Origin of the sequence: Streptomyces sp. NPDC049915, from assembly GCF_040656475.1 — a bacterium.
Taxonomy (GTDB): Bacteria; Actinomycetota; Actinomycetes; order Streptomycetales; family Streptomycetaceae; genus Streptomyces.
The window spans coordinates 25,744-41,051 of sequence record NZ_JBFAMH010000020.1; the positions used below are offsets into that span (position 1 = coordinate 25,744).

16 protein-coding genes are annotated in these 15,308 nt (G+C 70.9%); 12 read left to right on the forward strand and 4 right to left on the reverse strand.

Annotated elements, in window-relative coordinates:
• Positions 1-32 precede the first annotated feature (32 nt).
• Entirely contained in the window at positions 33-1,439 is a 1,407-nt protein-coding gene (locus AB0J12_RS28100) for an FAD-linked oxidase C-terminal domain-containing protein (protein ID WP_363267255.1), read from the forward strand.
• Between the two features lie 20 nt (positions 1,440-1,459).
• On the opposite strand, the gene AB0J12_RS28105 is transcribed toward AB0J12_RS28100, so the two are convergent.
• Positions 1,460-1,870 carry an SsgA family sporulation/cell division regulator gene (locus tag AB0J12_RS28105; RefSeq protein WP_363267256.1) on the reverse strand — a complete coding sequence of 137 codons (411 nt, stop codon included), beginning with the start codon at positions 1,868-1,870 and terminating at the stop codon, positions 1,460-1,462.
• Positions 1,871-2,103: 233 nt separating this feature from the next.
• Between AB0J12_RS28105 and AB0J12_RS28110 the strand changes: the two genes are divergently transcribed.
• Positions 2,104-3,876, forward strand: coding sequence for an RDD family protein (locus AB0J12_RS28110; protein WP_363267257.1), 1,773 nt, complete (start codon positions 2,104-2,106; stop codon positions 3,874-3,876).
• 86 nt (positions 3,877-3,962) lie between these two features.
• Positions 3,963-4,634, forward strand: coding sequence for an RDD family protein (locus AB0J12_RS28115; RefSeq protein ID WP_363267258.1), 672 nt, complete (start codon positions 3,963-3,965; stop codon positions 4,632-4,634).
• An 18-nt stretch (positions 4,635-4,652) separates the two neighbouring features.
• Here the strand turns inward: AB0J12_RS28115 and AB0J12_RS28120 are convergent, their stop codons facing one another.
• Positions 4,653-4,895, reverse strand: coding sequence for a hypothetical protein (locus tag AB0J12_RS28120; RefSeq protein WP_363267259.1), 243 nt, complete (start codon positions 4,893-4,895; stop codon positions 4,653-4,655).
• A gap of 343 nt (positions 4,896-5,238) precedes the next feature.
• Here AB0J12_RS28120 and AB0J12_RS28125 point away from each other — a divergent pair, with 343 nt between their 5' ends.
• Together AB0J12_RS28125 and AB0J12_RS28130 are read left to right on the forward strand one after the other, a co-directional pair.
• Positions 5,239-7,590 (forward strand): immune inhibitor A domain-containing protein, encoded by a 2,352-nt coding sequence (locus AB0J12_RS28125; RefSeq protein ID WP_363267260.1) that lies wholly within the window; start codon positions 5,239-5,241, stop codon positions 7,588-7,590.
• A gap of 145 nt (positions 7,591-7,735) precedes the next feature.
• A complete protein-coding gene (locus AB0J12_RS28130) occupies positions 7,736-8,077 on the forward strand; it encodes a hypothetical protein (RefSeq protein WP_363267262.1) in 342 nt (113 codons plus the stop codon).
• A 43-nt stretch (positions 8,078-8,120) separates the two neighbouring features.
• Here the strand turns inward: AB0J12_RS28130 and AB0J12_RS28135 are convergent, their stop codons facing one another.
• Entirely contained in the window at positions 8,121-8,714 is a 594-nt protein-coding gene (locus tag AB0J12_RS28135; RefSeq protein WP_363267263.1) for an isochorismatase family protein, read from the reverse strand.
• Between the two features lie 186 nt (positions 8,715-8,900).
• Entirely contained in the window at positions 8,901-10,229 is a 1,329-nt protein-coding gene (locus AB0J12_RS28140; RefSeq protein WP_363267264.1) for a nicotinate phosphoribosyltransferase, read from the reverse strand.
• 121 nt (positions 10,230-10,350) lie between these two features.
• Here AB0J12_RS28140 and clpS point away from each other — a divergent pair, with 121 nt between their 5' ends.
• The 7 genes from clpS (at position 10,351) to AB0J12_RS28175 (ending at position 15,296) form a co-directional block, all read left to right on the forward strand.
• The gene (gene clpS, locus AB0J12_RS28145; protein ID WP_363267265.1) at positions 10,351-10,668 is read left to right on the forward strand and encodes an ATP-dependent Clp protease adapter ClpS; all 318 of its coding nucleotides are present in this window, start codon (positions 10,351-10,353) and stop codon (positions 10,666-10,668) included.
• A gap of 12 nt (positions 10,669-10,680) precedes the next feature.
• Complete coding sequence (locus AB0J12_RS28150; RefSeq protein ID WP_363267266.1) at positions 10,681-11,286, forward strand: DUF2017 domain-containing protein; 606 nt, start codon at positions 10,681-10,683, stop codon at positions 11,284-11,286.
• A 482-nt stretch (positions 11,287-11,768) separates the two neighbouring features.
• A complete protein-coding gene (locus AB0J12_RS28155) occupies positions 11,769-13,193 on the forward strand; it encodes an amino acid permease (protein ID WP_363267267.1) in 1,425 nt (474 codons plus the stop codon).
• A 137-nt stretch (positions 13,194-13,330) separates the two neighbouring features.
• Complete coding sequence (locus AB0J12_RS28160; protein WP_363267268.1) at positions 13,331-13,753, forward strand: M67 family metallopeptidase; 423 nt, start codon at positions 13,331-13,333, stop codon at positions 13,751-13,753.
• 91 nt (positions 13,754-13,844) lie between these two features.
• Positions 13,845-13,940 (forward strand): putative leader peptide, encoded by a 96-nt coding sequence (locus tag AB0J12_RS28165; protein WP_019065921.1) that lies wholly within the window; start codon positions 13,845-13,847, stop codon positions 13,938-13,940.
• Positions 13,941-14,060: 120 nt separating this feature from the next.
• Entirely contained in the window at positions 14,061-14,339 is a 279-nt protein-coding gene (locus AB0J12_RS28170; RefSeq protein WP_363267269.1) for a MoaD/ThiS family protein, read from the forward strand.
• Positions 14,340-14,345: 6 nt separating this feature from the next.
• The gene (locus AB0J12_RS28175) at positions 14,346-15,296 is read left to right on the forward strand and encodes a cysteine synthase (protein WP_363267270.1); all 951 of its coding nucleotides are present in this window, start codon (positions 14,346-14,348) and stop codon (positions 15,294-15,296) included.
• Positions 15,297-15,308 lie beyond the last annotated feature (12 nt).

The window sequence follows — 15,308 nt, forward strand, 5'->3', positions numbered from 1 at the left end:
GGGTTCACACCGATGGCCCCGGGTGCGAACCTGTGATCATGAGCCGTATCGAAGCGCCTCGCGACGAGCAGACCGGCAACCTCGTCGACCGGCTGCGCGCCGCCCTGCCGGCCGAGGCGGTCCTCACCGACTCCGACGTCACGGCCTCCTACGCCCACGACATGGCGAGCTTCTGCCCGGCCGGCGTCCCGGCCGTCGTGGTCCTGCCGCGCACGGTCGAGCAGGTGCAGCACGTCATGCGCACCGCCACCGAGCTGCGCGTCCCGGTCGTCCCGCAGGGTGCCCGCACGGGCCTGTCCGGCGGCGCGAACGCCACCGACGGCTGCATCGCGCTGTCCCTGACCAAGATGGACCGCATCCTGGAGATCAACCCCGTCGACCGCGTCGCCGTCGTCGAGCCGGGCGTGATCAACGCGACGCTCTCCCGCGCGGTGATGGAACACGGCCTGTACTACCCGCCCGACCCCTCCAGCTGGGAGATGTGCACCGTCGGCGGGAACATCGGCACCGCCGCCGGCGGACTGTGCTGCGTGAAGTACGGGGTGACCGCGGAGTACGTCCTCGGTCTCGACGTCGTCCTCGCCGACGGCCGCTTGATGTCCACCGGCCGGCGCACCGCCAAGGGCGTCGCCGGATACGACCTGACCCGGCTGTTCGTGGGCGCCGAGGGCTCGCTCGGCATCGTCGTCAAGGCCGTCCTCGCGCTCAAGCCGAAGCCGCCCGAGCAGCTGGTGCTGGCCGCGGAGTTCGCCTCGACGGCCGCCGCCTGCGACGCCGTGTGCCGGATCATGGAGGCCGGACACGTCCCGTCACTCCTCGAACTGATGGACTCGACGACGGTCAGGGCGGTCAACGACCTGGCCCACATGGGCCTGCCCGAGAGCACTGAGGCCCTCCTGCTCGCCGCCTTCGACACGCCCGACCCGGCCGCCGACCTGGCCGCCGTCGGCGCGCTGTGCGAGGCGGCCGGCGCCACCCAGGTCGTCCCCGCCGACGACGCCGCCGAGTCGGAACTGCTGCTGCAGGCCCGCCGGTTGTCCCTGACGGCCCTGGAAGCGGTGAAGGGCACGACGATGATCGACGACGTGTGCGTGCCCCGCACCCGGCTCGGCGACATGCTCACCGGCGTCGAACGCATCGCCGGGAAGTACGACCTGACCATCGGCGTGTGCGCGCACGCCGGCGACGGCAACACCCACCCCACCGTCTGCTTCGACGCCGCCGACCCCGACGAGTCGCGGCGCGCCCGCGAGTCCTTCGACGAGATCATGGCCCTCGGCCTGGAACTGGGCGGCACGATCACCGGCGAGCACGGCGTGGGCGTGCTGAAGAAGGAGTGGCTGGCACGCGAGATCGGCCCCGTGGGCGTGGAGATGCAGCGGGCCGTCAAACAGGTCTTCGACCCGCTGGGCATCCTCAACCCCGGAAAGCTGTTCTGACCTCCGCGTCACGACGGCTCTCACCGGGCCAGCAGCTGGTCCAGCGCGTCGTCGATCCCCAGCTGCTCGCTCTCGCTGCCCGGCGGCACCACTCGCAACGTGCGCTCCAGCCACGCCGAGACCTGGGCGGCCGGTGCCTCCAGCAGGGCGTCCCCGTCGGGGGAGCTGAGTGCCATCAGCACGACACCGTGCCCGTCCGCCTTCGTCGGCCAGACCCGCACGTCCCCGTGCCCGCACGGCCGGAACACCCCCTCCACCAGCAGCTCCCTGGCGAACGTCCAGTGCACCGGGTGGTCGGAGTTGATGTGGAAGGTGATGTGGACGGCGTAGGGGTCGTCGGTGCGGTAGCCCAGGCGGGCCGGGACGGGGAATGCGCGCTCCGGCGACAGGATCAGCCGCAGCTCCAGTTCGCGCTCCACGACGGTGTGCATGGTCAGGCCTTCCTCTCGTGTCGGGGGCCCTGCGGTGGGCCCGCACGAGGGAGAGCGCGCCGGGCCGCGGGCATTACGCGGGTTCGGGAAATTTTTTTCCCGAGTGGTGGAGGAAGCGGTACGGCGTTGCCCGGAAAGTGGTGGGTACGGCGGGAGAGGCGGTGGCGCTTGCGCTCGTCTGGTAGATGTGGAGGCCGTCATACGACCCCCTCGACAGATACGGGACGACGGACATGAGCGCCCCAACCCCGGCCCCCGGCGACGACCGGCCCCGCGAAGGCTATTACCCGGACCCGTCCATCCCCGGATACGTCCGGTACTGGAACGGTGCCGCCTGGGTACCGGGCACCAGCCGTCCGGCGCCGACGGACGGCGAACTGCTCGCACCTCCACCGGGCGTGCGCCCCGCGGCCCCCGCGGTCGAGGAGACCGGCCCGCACTTCTTCGACGAGGACCCGCAGCCGGCACCGGCCCCTGGGGACCGGGGCGCGGCGGCCCCCGACGGACCGGCGCCGGGCGGCGCCGGGCACGGTGGCCCGCAGGGGCCGGTGGCAGCCGGCGCCGGGCAGGCCGGTACCGGGCCGGGCTCGGCGCGGGCGTGGCCGGAGCCGGCGTCCTCGTGGAGCGCCGACCGGTCCCAGCAGTCCGGCTTCGGCGGCGAGCAGGACCGGCGCGTCTCGTGGGGCGCGGCACCGGGCGCCGACCCCCGCGTCCCGGCCGACGGACGGCCGACCGCCGATGGCACGAGGACGCCGGGCGCGGGCGGGGCTCCGGGTTCCGCCGCTACCCCCGGTACTCCCGGTACCCCCGGCGCGGTCGGTACCCCGGGCTCCGCCGGGACGCCGGGTTCCGCCCCGGCTTCGGGTGACGCGCCCGCCGACGGCACGTTCGTCTTCCGGCGGCCGACCGGTGGCGCGGGCGCGGGCCAGGGCACACCGGGCGCTTCCGCGGGCGGTGGCCGGCCCGGCGCGGGCCGCGACTCCGACGAGGGCACCATCACGTTCCGCGCGGTCTCGCCCCGCGGAGGCACGTCCTCCGCCCCGTCCGCCCAGGGCCCGCAGGCCGGCCCCGGCGCGGCGGCGAAGGGCCCCCAGGGCGCGGCGGGCTTCGGTGCGCCCGGATCCGGCGGCGCGGGCGATCGCGCGGCCGGGACGCAGACGCCGGGCGGCGCCCCGGGAGTTGCCGCCACCCCGCTGTCCGGCCCCCAGCGCTCCACCCCCGCCCCGGCGCCGCCCGCCGCGACCGCAGCCGCCCCCGGCGTCCCGCACCAGGCCGCCGCACCCCAGCCCACCCCGGGCCACCAGGCCACCCCCGGTCATCGGCCCACCCCCGGCCACCAGCCCGCCGCCGCAGGCGCCCCCGCTCCGCTCGCCACGCCGCTCACCACCGGCCCCGGCGGCGGGCAGGCGTCCTGGGCGCAGCAGGTCCATCACCTGGCCGGGGCCGCGGACGGCGAGCAGCCCGTGGCGCCCTGGAAGCCGCCCGTCGAGGACGTGTTCCAGGCCGCCGCCCGGCGTCAGGCGGCGGCCCGCCCCGCGGGTCTGGGCAGGCGGCTGGCCGCCCGGCTGATCGACACGCTGGTGCTCGGCGCCGTCACCTCCGCGGCCGCCGTACCTCTCGGGACGAAGGCGGCCGACCACATCAACGAGAAGATCGACGCGGCCAGGCTCTCCGGCCGCGAGGTCACCGTCTGGCTGGTGGACGGCACGACCGGCGTCTACCTCGGCATCGTGCTCGCGGTCCTGCTCGTGGCCGGCGTCCTCTGCGAGGCGCTGCCCACCGCGCGCTGGGGCCGCACGCTCGGCAAGAAGCTGCTCGGCCTGGAGGTACGGGACATCGAGGCGCACGAGGCCCCGGCGTTCGGCGCCGCGCTGCGCCGCTGGCTGGTCTACAGCGTCCCCGGCCTGCTCGCCGTAGGGGTGATCGGTGTCGTATGGGGCCTGTTCGACCGCCCGTGGCACCAGTGCTGGCACGACAAGGCGGCGCACACCTTCGTCGCCGGCTGAGGGAACGTCACCCGGCGTCCCGGTCCGCTACTCCGTCCGGCCGCCCGCCGGGTGCGCAGCCCCGGGCTTCGCGATCCACTCGGGCCATGAGCAGCGAACCGCCCCCCGGCTCCGGCCCGCCGCCCGATGACGACCCGTTCCGGAAACAGCCCCCGCCCGGCCCGGGGCAGGGATCGCCGTACGACAATCCGCCCCCGCCCGGCCCCGGGCAGGGCTCGCCGTACGACAGCCCCCACGACGGCGGTCAGGCCCCGCCGCCCCCCGGCTCGCCCTACGGCGGGGGCGGCTACCCCGCCGATCCCCTGGCCGGCATGCCACCGCTCGCCGCAAGCGGCAAGCGCACGCTGGCGAGGATCATCGACATGATCCTCGTCGGCATCGTCGTCTGGCTGCTCTCCTGGGGCTTCGGCGTCAACGAGTACACGATGGACGACACCAAGATCGAGGTCAGCAAGTCGATCGGTGAGTCCTTCGTCGCCGCCGTCCTCTACATCGCCTACGACACCTTCATGATCAGCAGGTCGGGTCAGACGCTCGGCAAGAAGTGGCTGAACATGCGGGTCGCCAACCTCGACAACGGCCAGAACCCCTCGGTGCAGACGTCCCTGGTCCGGGCGGCCGTGCTGTGGATCCCGTTCGCCTTCTGCTGCGCCTGCATCTGGACGGCGATCTGCGGCGGCTGGAGCTACTTCGACAAACCCTACAAACAGGGCCTGCACGACAAAGCGGCCAAGACGGTGGTCGTGTCCACCGGCTGACGCGCCGTCGGCGCCTGCTCAGCGCACGGACGCCGTCGCCTGCGGCACCGCCTCCTCGGCGGCACCGGACGCCGGTGCCGCCCGGGAGGGCGTGGGGGCAGGCACGGTCACCGCGACGAGCAGCCCGAGCGCGAGTGCCGCGACGGCTATGACCGCGATCGCCGGTCCCGAACTCGTCTGCGACAGCAGCAGCATGGCGAGCGTCGAGAAGATCACGGTGGTCGAACCGTAGACGAGCTGTGCGACGGTCGGACGAGGCATGGCAATCGTGTCCTCGGAAGCGGGGATGTGCTCGACTCTATTCGCGTGCATGCCCGAGGGGAACGAACGGTAAGCGTGACCTGACCAACAGCGCCGGTGCACGGGGGGCGCACCGAGTCACCGTCGAAGCGTGTCCGGGCGACGACAGGACGAGCGCCCGGTGTCCGCAAAGCGAACCCCTCTTCCGCATAGTGCACTTGACTTGTTCAAGTCAAGGTCTGTCTTTTCTTTCAAACCTCTAGTCAAATGTCGTCACTTGATTACACGCGTTGATCACCGCGCGCGGTCCCCCGCCATGACCAGGGCCCTCTTCCGCGTGCGCTCACGCGGGGGAGGAACTCAAGTGACCAGTAGATCCTGGATGTACAGAGCTGCGGCGATCGGCGTCGCACTCGCGGCGGCCTCCGCCGGTTTCACCACCTTCGCGGTGGCCGAGGCGGCCACGACCGCCGGGGCGACCAGCGTGGACCGGCACGACCCGGCGCCGGTGAAGCAGCAGAAGCACGACCTGGACGGCCCGCTGAGCAAGACCCGGGAAGCGCAGCGCCAGGAGGCGCTCGACCAGGTCATATCCGGCAAGGCCCAGGTGAAGGACAAGAACGGCTCCAAGGTCGTTCAGCTCAAGAGCCGCAAGGGCGACAGCAAGTACGTCGAGATGGGCCGCGAGAAGACCGACAAGATCTTCACCATCCTGGTGGAGTTCGGCGATCAGACGGACCCCAAGTCCGGCGGCACGCCCGGCCCGCTGCACAACACGATCGCGGCACCCGACCGCACCAAGGACAACTCCACGGCCTGGCAGGCGAACTACGACCGCCAGCACTTCCAGGACCTGTACTTCGGCACCGGCAAGAACACCGAGTCGGTCAAGAAGTACTACGAGAAGCAGTCCTCGGGCCGCTACTCCGTCGACGGCGAGGTCGCCGACTGGGTCAAGGTGCCCTACAACGAGGCCCGCTACGGCAACAACGCCTGCGGCTCCACCAACTGCCCGAGCGTGTGGAACGTCGTCAGCGACGGCCTGAACGCCTGGGTGGGCCGGCAGAAGGCGGCCGGCCGCACCGACGCCCAGATCAAGGCGGACGTCGCCCAGTTCGACCAGTGGGACCGTTACGACTACGACGGCGACGGCAACTTCAACGAGCCCGACGGTTACATCGACCACTTCCAGATCGTCCACGCGGGCGAGGACGAGTCCGCGGGTGGCGGCGCGCAGGGCAAGGACGCGATCTGGGCCCACCGCTGGTACGCCTTCGGCACCGACGCCGGCGCCACCGGCCCCTCGAACAACAAGCTGGGCGGCGCGCAGATCGGCTCCACCGGCATCTGGGTCGGCGACTACACCATCCAGCCGGAGAACGGCGGGCTCGGCGTCTACGCCCACGAGTACGGCCACGACCTCGGCCTGCCCGACGAGTACGACACCGCGGGCGGCGAGAACTCCACCGGCTTCTGGACGCTGATGTCCTCCGGTTCCTGGCTCGGCCGCGGCAAGGACGCCATCGGCGACCTGCCGGGCGACATGAACGCCTGGGACAAGCTGCAGCTCGGCTGGCTCAACTACGACACCGCCAAGGCCGGCAAGCAGTCCAGCCACAAGCTGGGCGTCGCCGAGTACAACACCTGGAACAAGCAGGCGCTCGTGGTGAACCTGCCCGACAAGGCGGTCACCACCACGGTCGTCCAGCCCGCCCAGGGCAGCGCCCAGTGGTGGAGCGGCAGCGGCGACGACCTGAAGAACACGCTGACCCGCAGCGTCGACCTCACCGGCAAGAAGTCGGCCGCCCTCACGCTCGACGGCTGGTACGACATCGAGGCCAACTACGACTACCTCTACACCGAGGTCTCCACCGACGGCGGCGCCAACTGGACCGCCCTCGACGGCACGGTGGACGGTCAGCCGATCCCGCGTGACGGCAGCGACAAGCCGGCCCTGACCGGTTCGGCCGACGGCTACAAGAAGCTGGCGTACTCGCTCGACGCCTACGCGGGCAAGAAGATCGACCTGCGCTTCCGCTACCAGACCGACAGCGGCGTCGCCCTCAAGGGCTTCGCGGCGGACGAGATCGCGGTGACCGCCGACGGCGCCACCCTCTTCTCCGACAACGCCGAGAGCGCGGACGCCGCGTGGACGGCGGCCGGCTTCTCCCGCATCGGCGCGTCCTTCACCAAGGACTACGCGCAGTACTACATCGCCGAGAACCGGCAGTACGTGTCGTACGACAAGACGCTGAAGACCGGTCCCTACAACTTCGGCTTCTCCACGACCCGTCCGGACTGGGTGGAGCACTACCCGTACCAGAACGGTCTGCTGATCTGGAAGTGGGACACCTCCCAGCCGGACAACAACACCGGCACCCACCCCGGCGCCGGCCTGATCCTGCCGATCGACTCCCACCCGGAGGCGCTGCGCTGGAACGACGGCACGCTGATGCGCGGCCGCGTCCAGTCCTACGACGCGCCCTTCAGCCTGTACCCGACGGACGGCATCACGCTGCACAAGGCGGACGTCGCGACGAAGATCTGGCCGTCCTCGGGCGTGTCGGTCTTCAACGACCACGCGAGCACCTACTGGGACGCCTCGGACCCGGCGTCCGGTGTCAAGGTCACTGACACCAACACCAGGATCCAGATCGCCAAGGAGGCCAAGGACGGCTCCACGATCAACCTCCTGGTCGGCCCTGCGGTGAAGTAGTCGGCATATTTGCAGGTCAGACGCGTATCGGCGGCAACCCCCTGGCGGGTTGCCGCCGATCGTGTTTAGGTGCGTGCTGTGACTGTCTTATTGACACCGGCGTCGGCACAGGCGCCGGAGCCGACCGGAACGGGGATGTGACCAGATGGCCGCAGGAGGTTTCTGCAAGCTGCCGAACGGCACGGTGGTGGTTGCGCTCAACCTGCCCAGCCCCGCCGGCGACGGCCCCGCCGGGGTACGGGTCCTCGTCCACGCCCAGAACCGGGCGCGCGCCCTGACCCGGCTGCGCAACCTGGGACTGCGGGCGGTCTACCTGCGCGGCAACGCGGCCCCGCCGACCCCGGACGAGATCACGGCCGTACTGCACCACCCCGACGGCCTGGTGTGGCGTACCGCACCGGACAACGGTGTCGTCTCGCCCGACCTGGCGACCGAGCTGTGGCACCCGATCCGCTCCCTGCTGCGCCGCCCGGCGCCGCAGACCTGATCCCCCGACCTGACCGTCCGGTCCTGACCGCCGCGGACGGGACTCAGCCGCGGGCCACGACCGGCTTGCCGGTCAGCTCGACGCCCCCCTCGCGCAGCTCCTCGAGCGCCCGGTCGGTGGTCTCCTGGGCCACCCCGGCGGTCAGGTCGAGCAGGACCTGGGTGCGGAATCCCTCCCGCACCGCGTCCAGCGCGGTGGCCCGCACACAGTGGTCGGTGGCGATCCCGACGACGTCCACCTCGTCGATCTCCCGGGCCCGCAGCCAGTCGGCGAGCCGCACGCCGTTCTCGTCGGCGCCCTCGAAGCCGCTGTACGCGGCCGTGTAGGCGCCCTTGTCGAAGACGGCGTCGATCGCGCCGGAGGCGACGGCGGGCGCGAAGTTCGGATGGAAGCCGACGCCCTCGGTGCCGGCGACGCAGTGCGCAGGCCAGGAGCGGACGTAGTCGGGCTCGTCCGCGAAGTGGCCGCCGGGCGCGATGTGGTGATCGCGGGTGGCCACCACGTGCCGGTAGCCGGCGGGCGCCTGCCCGATCAGCTCGGTGATGGCGGCGGCGACGTCGGCACCCCCGGCCACCGCGAGGCTGCCCCCCTCGCAGAAGTCGTTCTGCACATCGACGACGATCAAGGCGCGACGCATGCGATGTCCTTCGGGCTATGGGATGTACAGGGAGTCACGACAAGGGCTGTCTACCCTTACCTGGCGGGGGCCAGTCGCCGGGCTGGTGCGGACCGTCGCCGGGTGCGGGTGGGGGGCTGGTCGCGCAGTTCCCCGCGCCCCTGGGGGGTGCGGTCCCGTCGGCCGCACGTCCCCGTCGGCGGTCCTCTACACGTACTCGGTGGGAAGCACCGGCTCCCCCCGGGACAGCTGGGTCGCGGACAGCGGCAGATTCGCGCGCACCGCAGCGTGACGGTCCCGGGCGGCATCGAGCGGCTCGCGCCCCACGACCTCACCCCCCTTCACCAGCTCCACCAGCAGCTGCCGGTCCGCCAGCTCGGTCGGCACCGCCCCGGTGCCCACCACCTCGGCCTCCGCCACGCCGTACGAGTCCAGCCGCCGCGCGGCCCACTTGCGGCCCCCCACGGACGTCTTGCCGCCGGTGGACTTCTTCGCCACCGCCTTCAGCGGCGAGCGCGGGTCCGCGGTCTCGGCCCGGGCGACCAGCTTGTACACCATGGAGGACGTCGGGTGCCCGGAGCCGGTCACCAGCTGCGTGCCCACGCCGTACGCGTCCACCGGCGCCGCCGCCAGCGAGGCGATCGCGTACTCGTCGAGGTCCGAGGTCACGATGATCTTCGTGTCGTGTGCGCCCAGCTCGTCCAGCTGCTGCCGCACCCGGTGCGCCACCAGCAGCAGGTCGCCGGAGTCGATGCGCACCGCGCCCAGCTCCGGCCCGGCGATCTCCACCGCGGTCCGTACGGCCTCGGTGACGTCATAGGTGTCCACCAGCAGCGTGGTGCCCCGGCCCATGGAGTCCACCTGGGCCTGGAAGGCGTCCCGCTCACGGTCGTGCAGCAGTGTGAAGGCGTGCGCGGAGGTGCCGACGGTGGGGATGTGGTAGCGGAAGCCGGCCGCCAGGTCGGAGGTGGAGGCGAACCCGCCGACGTACGCGGCGCGGGCCGCGGCCACCGCCGACAGCTCGTGGGTGCGCCGGGCGCCCATCTCGATCAGCGGCCGATCGCCCGCCGCCGACGACATCCGGGACGCGGCCGCGGCGATCGCGGAGTCGTGGTTGAGGATGGAGAGGATCACCGTCTCCAGCAGCACGCACTCGGCGAAGGAGCCCTCCACCCGCAGGATCGGCGAGCCCGGGAAGTACACCTCGCCCTCGGGGTAGCCCCAGATGTCCCCGGTGAAGCGGTAGTCGGCCAGCCAGTCCAGCGTCTCGGCGTCGACGATCTCGCGCTCGCGCAGGAAGCCGAGCACGCCGGCGTCGAAGCGGAAGTTCTCCACCGCGTCCAGGACGCGTCCGGTGCCGGCGACGACGCCGTAGCGCCGTCCGTCCGGCAGCCGCCGGGTGAAGACCTCGAACACGCTCCGCCGCCCGGCCGTACCGCCCTTCAGGGCGGCCTGCACCATCGTCAGCTCGTACTGGTCCGTGAAGAGCGCCGTCGAGGGGACGTCCACCGGCAGCCCAAGGTCCGCTGTGTTCATGGCGAGTGATGCTACCCCCATCTCGTCACTCTGACGATTTAAGCGCGGTGTGATCTGCGCCCGCCCCGAATTCCGTGTCACCGGGGGGCCGTTTGTGCGAGTACCCCGCTCAGGTGGCAGCATGGGCTGTGTGACGGCAGCCGCACCCATCGAGATCGAGAAGACCGAGTCGGCGGAAGAGGTGTCCGCCGTACCCGAGCCCGACGTTCCCTGGGTGACGATCGTCCACAACGACCCCGTCAACCTCATGAGCTATGTGACCTACGTCTTCCAGACGTACTTCGGGTACTCCAAGGACAAGGCCACCAAGCTCATGCTCGACGTCCACCACAAGGGCAGGGCGGTCGTCTCCAGCGGGAGCCGCGAGGAGATGGAACGCGACGTACAGGCCATGCACGGCTACGGTCTGTGGGCCACCCTCCAGCAGGACCGGAAGTAGCGAACCTCCTCCATGCCAGGAACCTTCGAACCGCTCCCCGGCGGCGGCGCGGCCGTCGCGCTCGACGACGTCGAGATCTCCATCATCCGCTCCCTCGCGGTCCAGCTCCTGGAGCTGATCGGCCCGGGCCCCGCCGAGGACGCCCAGGCCGATCCGCTCGCCGAGCTGTTCGCCGAGGGCCCGAGCGAGCCGCCGTCCGACCCGGTCCTCAAGCGGCTGTTCCCGGACGCCTACACCGACCCCGAGGAGCAGCCGGCGGGCACCCGGGAGGCCGAGGAGCGCGCGGCGCACTCCGCGGAGTTCCGCCGCTACACCGAGAACGACCTGCGGGCCGGCAAGCGGGAGAACGCCCTCGCGGTGATCCGCTCCCTGGACGCCCTGAGCCCCGCGGGCGACGGCGGAGCGGTCCTCAAGCTCTCCCCGGGGGAGTCCCAGCAGTGGCTGGGCGCGCTGAACGATCTGCGCCTGGCGATCGGCTCCCGCCTGGAGATCACCGACGAGGACGACACCGATCTGCTCTACCGGCTCCCCGACGAGGACCCGCGCAAGCCGATGGTGATGGCGTACCTGTGGCTGGGCGGCCTCCAGGAGACGCTCGTCACGACCCTTATGCCCTGATCCACCCCCGGAAAGTGTTCGCTCAGAGGACGCTCAAATCCGGATAACGATCCTGTGAAATCGACACCCCCGTTCGCCCCTTTCGGGTGGCCTTTGTCCCCTTCTCCTTGTGTGATGCGTCACAGGGCACATCTGTGATCTCTGTTGCGGCCGTGATAAATCTTCACGACCGCCCGGCGAACACCACCCATGTTCAGCCGGGTGCGCCACCGAGCCGATCACCGTCGGCCAGGCACAGCGGACCCGAGGAAGTCCGAGCACGCCCCCACGCCGCCCGGCACGCACTCTCGCCGCACCGGCCAAAGGCTCACGTGGCTCCGCCACGAGGACCTTCGTCCGGCACACCGAGAGCACGCACCGCACGACGCGGGAACGCACCCGGACCCCCTCGACCCCGCTCGCTCCATTTCATCCGGGGGGATCGAGACCCGATCCGCGGCCGACTCAAGGCCCGGGTCGGCATGGAGAAAGGCGCACCACACATGACCTCTTCGCAGGTCGACAAGGGGACCACCCCCGAGGAGGGGTACGAGCGCGGGCTCGGCAGCCGGCAGGTCCAGATGATCGCGATCGGCGGAGCCGTCGGCGTGGGTCTGTTCCTGGGGGCCGGGGCGAACATCGCCAAGGCGGGTCCCAGCCTCATCCTGATGTACGCCCTCGCGGGCGTGATCATCTTCTTCATCATGCGGGCGCTCGGCGAGCTCCTGCTCTACCGTCCCGTCTCGGGCTCGTTCGCGGAGTACTCGCGCGAGTTCCTCGGCCCGTTCTTCGGCTACTTCACCGGCTGGACGTACTGGCTGATGTGGGTCGTCACCGGCATGGCCGAGCTGACGGCCGCGGCGATCTACGTGAACTACTGGTTCCCGGCCGTCCCGCAGTGGGTCACGGCACTGGTCTTCCTGGTGATCCTCTTCGGCGTGAACCTGATCTCCGTGAAGCTCTTCGGTGAGCTGGAGTTCTGGTTCTCGATGGTCAAGGTCACCGCCCTGATCGGCATGATCGTGATCGGCCTGGGCGTGCTCACCTTCGGCTTCTCCTCCGCCGGTGACACCGCCGCCGTCTCCAACCTGTGGGCCTTCGACGGCTTCTTCCCCAAGGGCATCGGTTCGTCCCTGATGACCCTGCAGGGCGTGATGTTCGCCTACCTCGCCGTCGAGCTGGTCGGCGTCACCGCCGGCGAGTCGGAGGACCCCGAGAAGACCCTCCCGAAGGCGATCAACACCCTGCCCTGGCGCATCGCCCTGTTCTACGTCGGCGCCCTTACCGTCATCCTGTGCGTGGTGAAGTGGACCGAGTTCGCCGCCGGCGTCAGCCCCTTCGTGAAGGCGTTCGCGGAGATCGGCATCCCGGCCGGCGCGGGCATCGTCAACTTCGTCGTGCTCACCGCCGCCCTGTCGTCCTGCAACTCCGGCATGTACTCCACGGGCCGCATGCTGCGCACCCTGGCCGACAACGGCGAGGCGCCCCGCGTCTTCCGGAAGCTGTCCTCCACCAAGACGCCGGCGCTCGGCATCACCGTCTCCGTCGGCTTCATGGCCATCGGCGTGGTGCTGAACTACATCGTCCCGGAGAAGGCCTTCGGCTACGTCACCTCCGTCGCCACCGCGGCCGGCATCTGGACCTGGCTGATGATCCTGGTCAGCCATGTGCTGTACCGCCGCGCCGTGGTCGCCGGCCGGCTGCCCGCCTCCGCCTTCCCGGCCCCTGGCGGCGCGAAGTGCTCGTACGTCGCCATCGCGTTCCTCCTCTTCGTCACCGGCCTGATCGCCTACGACAGCGAGTCCCGCATCTGCCTGTACGTCATGGCCGGCTGGGCCGTCGCCCTCGGCATCGGCTGGGCCGTGCTCAAGGCGCGCAACCCCGAGGTCACCCAGCGCCGTGAGCCGGAGCTCGACCGGGTCGGCTGAGCCACCCCCCGGGGCGTCCCGTCGCAGCGGAGCTCTCGTGGTGCCCCGCTGCGGTCGCCGCCCAAGGACGTCCGGCATATGGGCCGTTCCGTACCAACCCTCGGTACGGAACGGCCCTTCTGCTTATCCTGAGCCACATGCTGACCATCACCCAGGCCCTCTACGACCAGATCGTCGCGCACGCCCGCAAGGACCACCCCGACGAGGCGTGCGGCGTCATCGCGGGCCCGGCGGGCTCGGACCGCCCCGAGCGCTTCATCCCCATGCTGAACGCGGCCATGTCGCCCACCTTCTACGAGTTCGACTCCGGCGACCTGCTCAAGCTCTACCGCGAGATGGACGACCGCGACGAGGAGCCGGTGGTCATCTACCACTCCCACACCGCCACCGAGGCCCACCCCTCGCGCACAGACATCTCCTACGCCAACGAGCCCGGCGCCCACTACGTCCTCGTCTCCACCGCGGACACCGACGGTCTCGGCGAGTTCCAGTTCCGCTCCTTCCGGATCGTGGACGGCGAGGTCACGGAGGAGGAGGTCAGGGTCGTGGAGTCCTACTGAACCCGCCCCGCGTCTCGCTCACCGGACGAATTCCGTCCGGCATACGGAATCACACTCCGGGACCGGGTACGGGAATCGATACGATGAGCCCATGGTTCTTCTCGACGTGAGCGACAAGGCGCCGGGCACGCTGCTCGTGGCGCGTCTGCACGTCGACCTGTGCAGGCTGAACAGCGCCATCTGTTGATCTTCCGCTGCCGCCGTCCGACCGTGGCCGCGGCGCTCCCGCAGTGCCGAAATCCCGGGAGCATCCCGGGTGCGCGCGCCTGACCGAACCCACGACACCTTCCGACAGGAGCCCTGAGCCATGGCCATCGAGGTCCGCATCCCGACCATTCTCCGCACCTACACCGACGGCCAGAAGGCGGTGCAGGGCAACGGTGAGACCCTCGCCGAGCTGTTCGCCGACCTCGAGACCCGGCACGCGGGCATCCAGGCCCGCATCGTGGACGGCGAGCAGCTGCGCCGCTTCGTCAACGTCTACCTCAACGACGAGGACGTCCGCTTCCTCGACGGCATCGACACCAAGCTGACCGACGGCGACAACGTCACGATCCTGCCGGCCGTGGCCGGCGGCATGGCCTGACCGGCGATGCGTTACGACTCCCCGCTCGCCGCGGTCGGCAACACCCCCCTGGTGCGCCTGCCGCGGCTGTCGCCGTCCGAGGACGTGCGCATCTGGGCGAAGCTGGAGGACCGCAACCCCACCGGCTCCGTCAAGGACCGCCCCGCGCTGCACATGATCGAGCAGGCGGAGAAGGACGGCCGTCTCACGCCCGGCTGCACGATCCTCGAGCCCACCAGCGGCAACACCGGCATCTCGCTCGCCATGGCCGCCAAGCTCAAGGGTTACCGCATGGTCTGCGTGATGCCCGAGAACACCTCACAGGAACGCCGCGACCTGCTCGGCATGTGGGGCGCGCAGATCATCTCCTCCCCGGCCGCGGGCGGCTCCAACACCGCCGTACGCGTCGCCAAGGAGCTGGCCGCCGAGCACCCCGACTGGGTGATGCTCTACCAGTACGGCAACCCCGACAACGCCGGCGCGCACTACGCGACGACAGGCCCGGAGATCCTCGCCGACCTGCCCTCGGTCACCCACTTCGTGGCCGGCCTCGGCACCACCGGCACCCTCATGGGCGTGGGCCGCTACCTGCGCGAACACAAGCCGGACGTCAGGATCGTCGCCGCCGAGCCGCGCTACGACGACCTGGTCTACGGCCTGCGCAACCTCGACGAGGGCTTCGTCCCCGAGCTGTACGACGCCTCCGTCCTCACCACCCGCTTCTCCGTCGGCTCCGCCGACGCGGTCACCCGCACCCGGGAACTCCTCCAGCAGGAGGGCATCTTCGCGGGCGTCTCCACCGGCGCCGCCCTGCACGCGGCGATCGGCGTCGGCAACAAGGCCGTCAAGGCGGGAGAGTCCGCCGACATCGTCTTCGTCGTGGCCGACGGCGGCTGGAAGTACCTGTCGACCGGCGTGTACACGGCGGCGACCACCGAGGAAGCGATCGAGACCCTGCAAGGCCAGCTCTGGGCCTGATCGACGTCTGAT

Coding starts and splice junctions, on each gene's coding strand:
- AB0J12_RS28105 (WP_363267256.1), bottom strand. CDS start 1,870: ATGCACACCGTCGTGGAGCGCGAACTGGAGCTGCGGCTGATCCTGTCG.
- AB0J12_RS28110 (WP_363267257.1), top strand. CDS start 2,104: ATGAGCGCCCCAACCCCGGCCCCCGGCGACGACCGGCCCCGCGAAGGC.
- AB0J12_RS28115 (WP_363267258.1), top strand. CDS start 3,963: ATGAGCAGCGAACCGCCCCCCGGCTCCGGCCCGCCGCCCGATGACGAC.
- AB0J12_RS28120 (WP_363267259.1), bottom strand. CDS start 4,895: ATGCCTCGTCCGACCGTCGCACAGCTCGTCTACGGTTCGACCACCGTG.
- AB0J12_RS28130 (WP_363267262.1), top strand. CDS start 7,736: ATGGCCGCAGGAGGTTTCTGCAAGCTGCCGAACGGCACGGTGGTGGTT.
- AB0J12_RS28135 (WP_363267263.1), bottom strand. CDS start 8,714: ATGCGTCGCGCCTTGATCGTCGTCGATGTGCAGAACGACTTCTGCGAG.
- AB0J12_RS28140 (WP_363267264.1), bottom strand. CDS start 10,229: ATGAACACAGCGGACCTTGGGCTGCCGGTGGACGTCCCCTCGACGGCG.
- clpS (WP_363267265.1), top strand. CDS start 10,351: ATGGGCTGTGTGACGGCAGCCGCACCCATCGAGATCGAGAAGACCGAG.
- AB0J12_RS28150 (WP_363267266.1), top strand. CDS start 10,681: ATGCCAGGAACCTTCGAACCGCTCCCCGGCGGCGGCGCGGCCGTCGCG.
- AB0J12_RS28155 (WP_363267267.1), top strand. CDS start 11,769: ATGACCTCTTCGCAGGTCGACAAGGGGACCACCCCCGAGGAGGGGTAC.
- AB0J12_RS28160 (WP_363267268.1), top strand. CDS start 13,331: ATGCTGACCATCACCCAGGCCCTCTACGACCAGATCGTCGCGCACGCC.
- AB0J12_RS28165 (WP_019065921.1), top strand. CDS start 13,845: ATGGTTCTTCTCGACGTGAGCGACAAGGCGCCGGGCACGCTGCTCGTG.
- AB0J12_RS28170 (WP_363267269.1), top strand. CDS start 14,061: ATGGCCATCGAGGTCCGCATCCCGACCATTCTCCGCACCTACACCGAC.
- AB0J12_RS28175 (WP_363267270.1), top strand. CDS start 14,346: ATGCGTTACGACTCCCCGCTCGCCGCGGTCGGCAACACCCCCCTGGTG.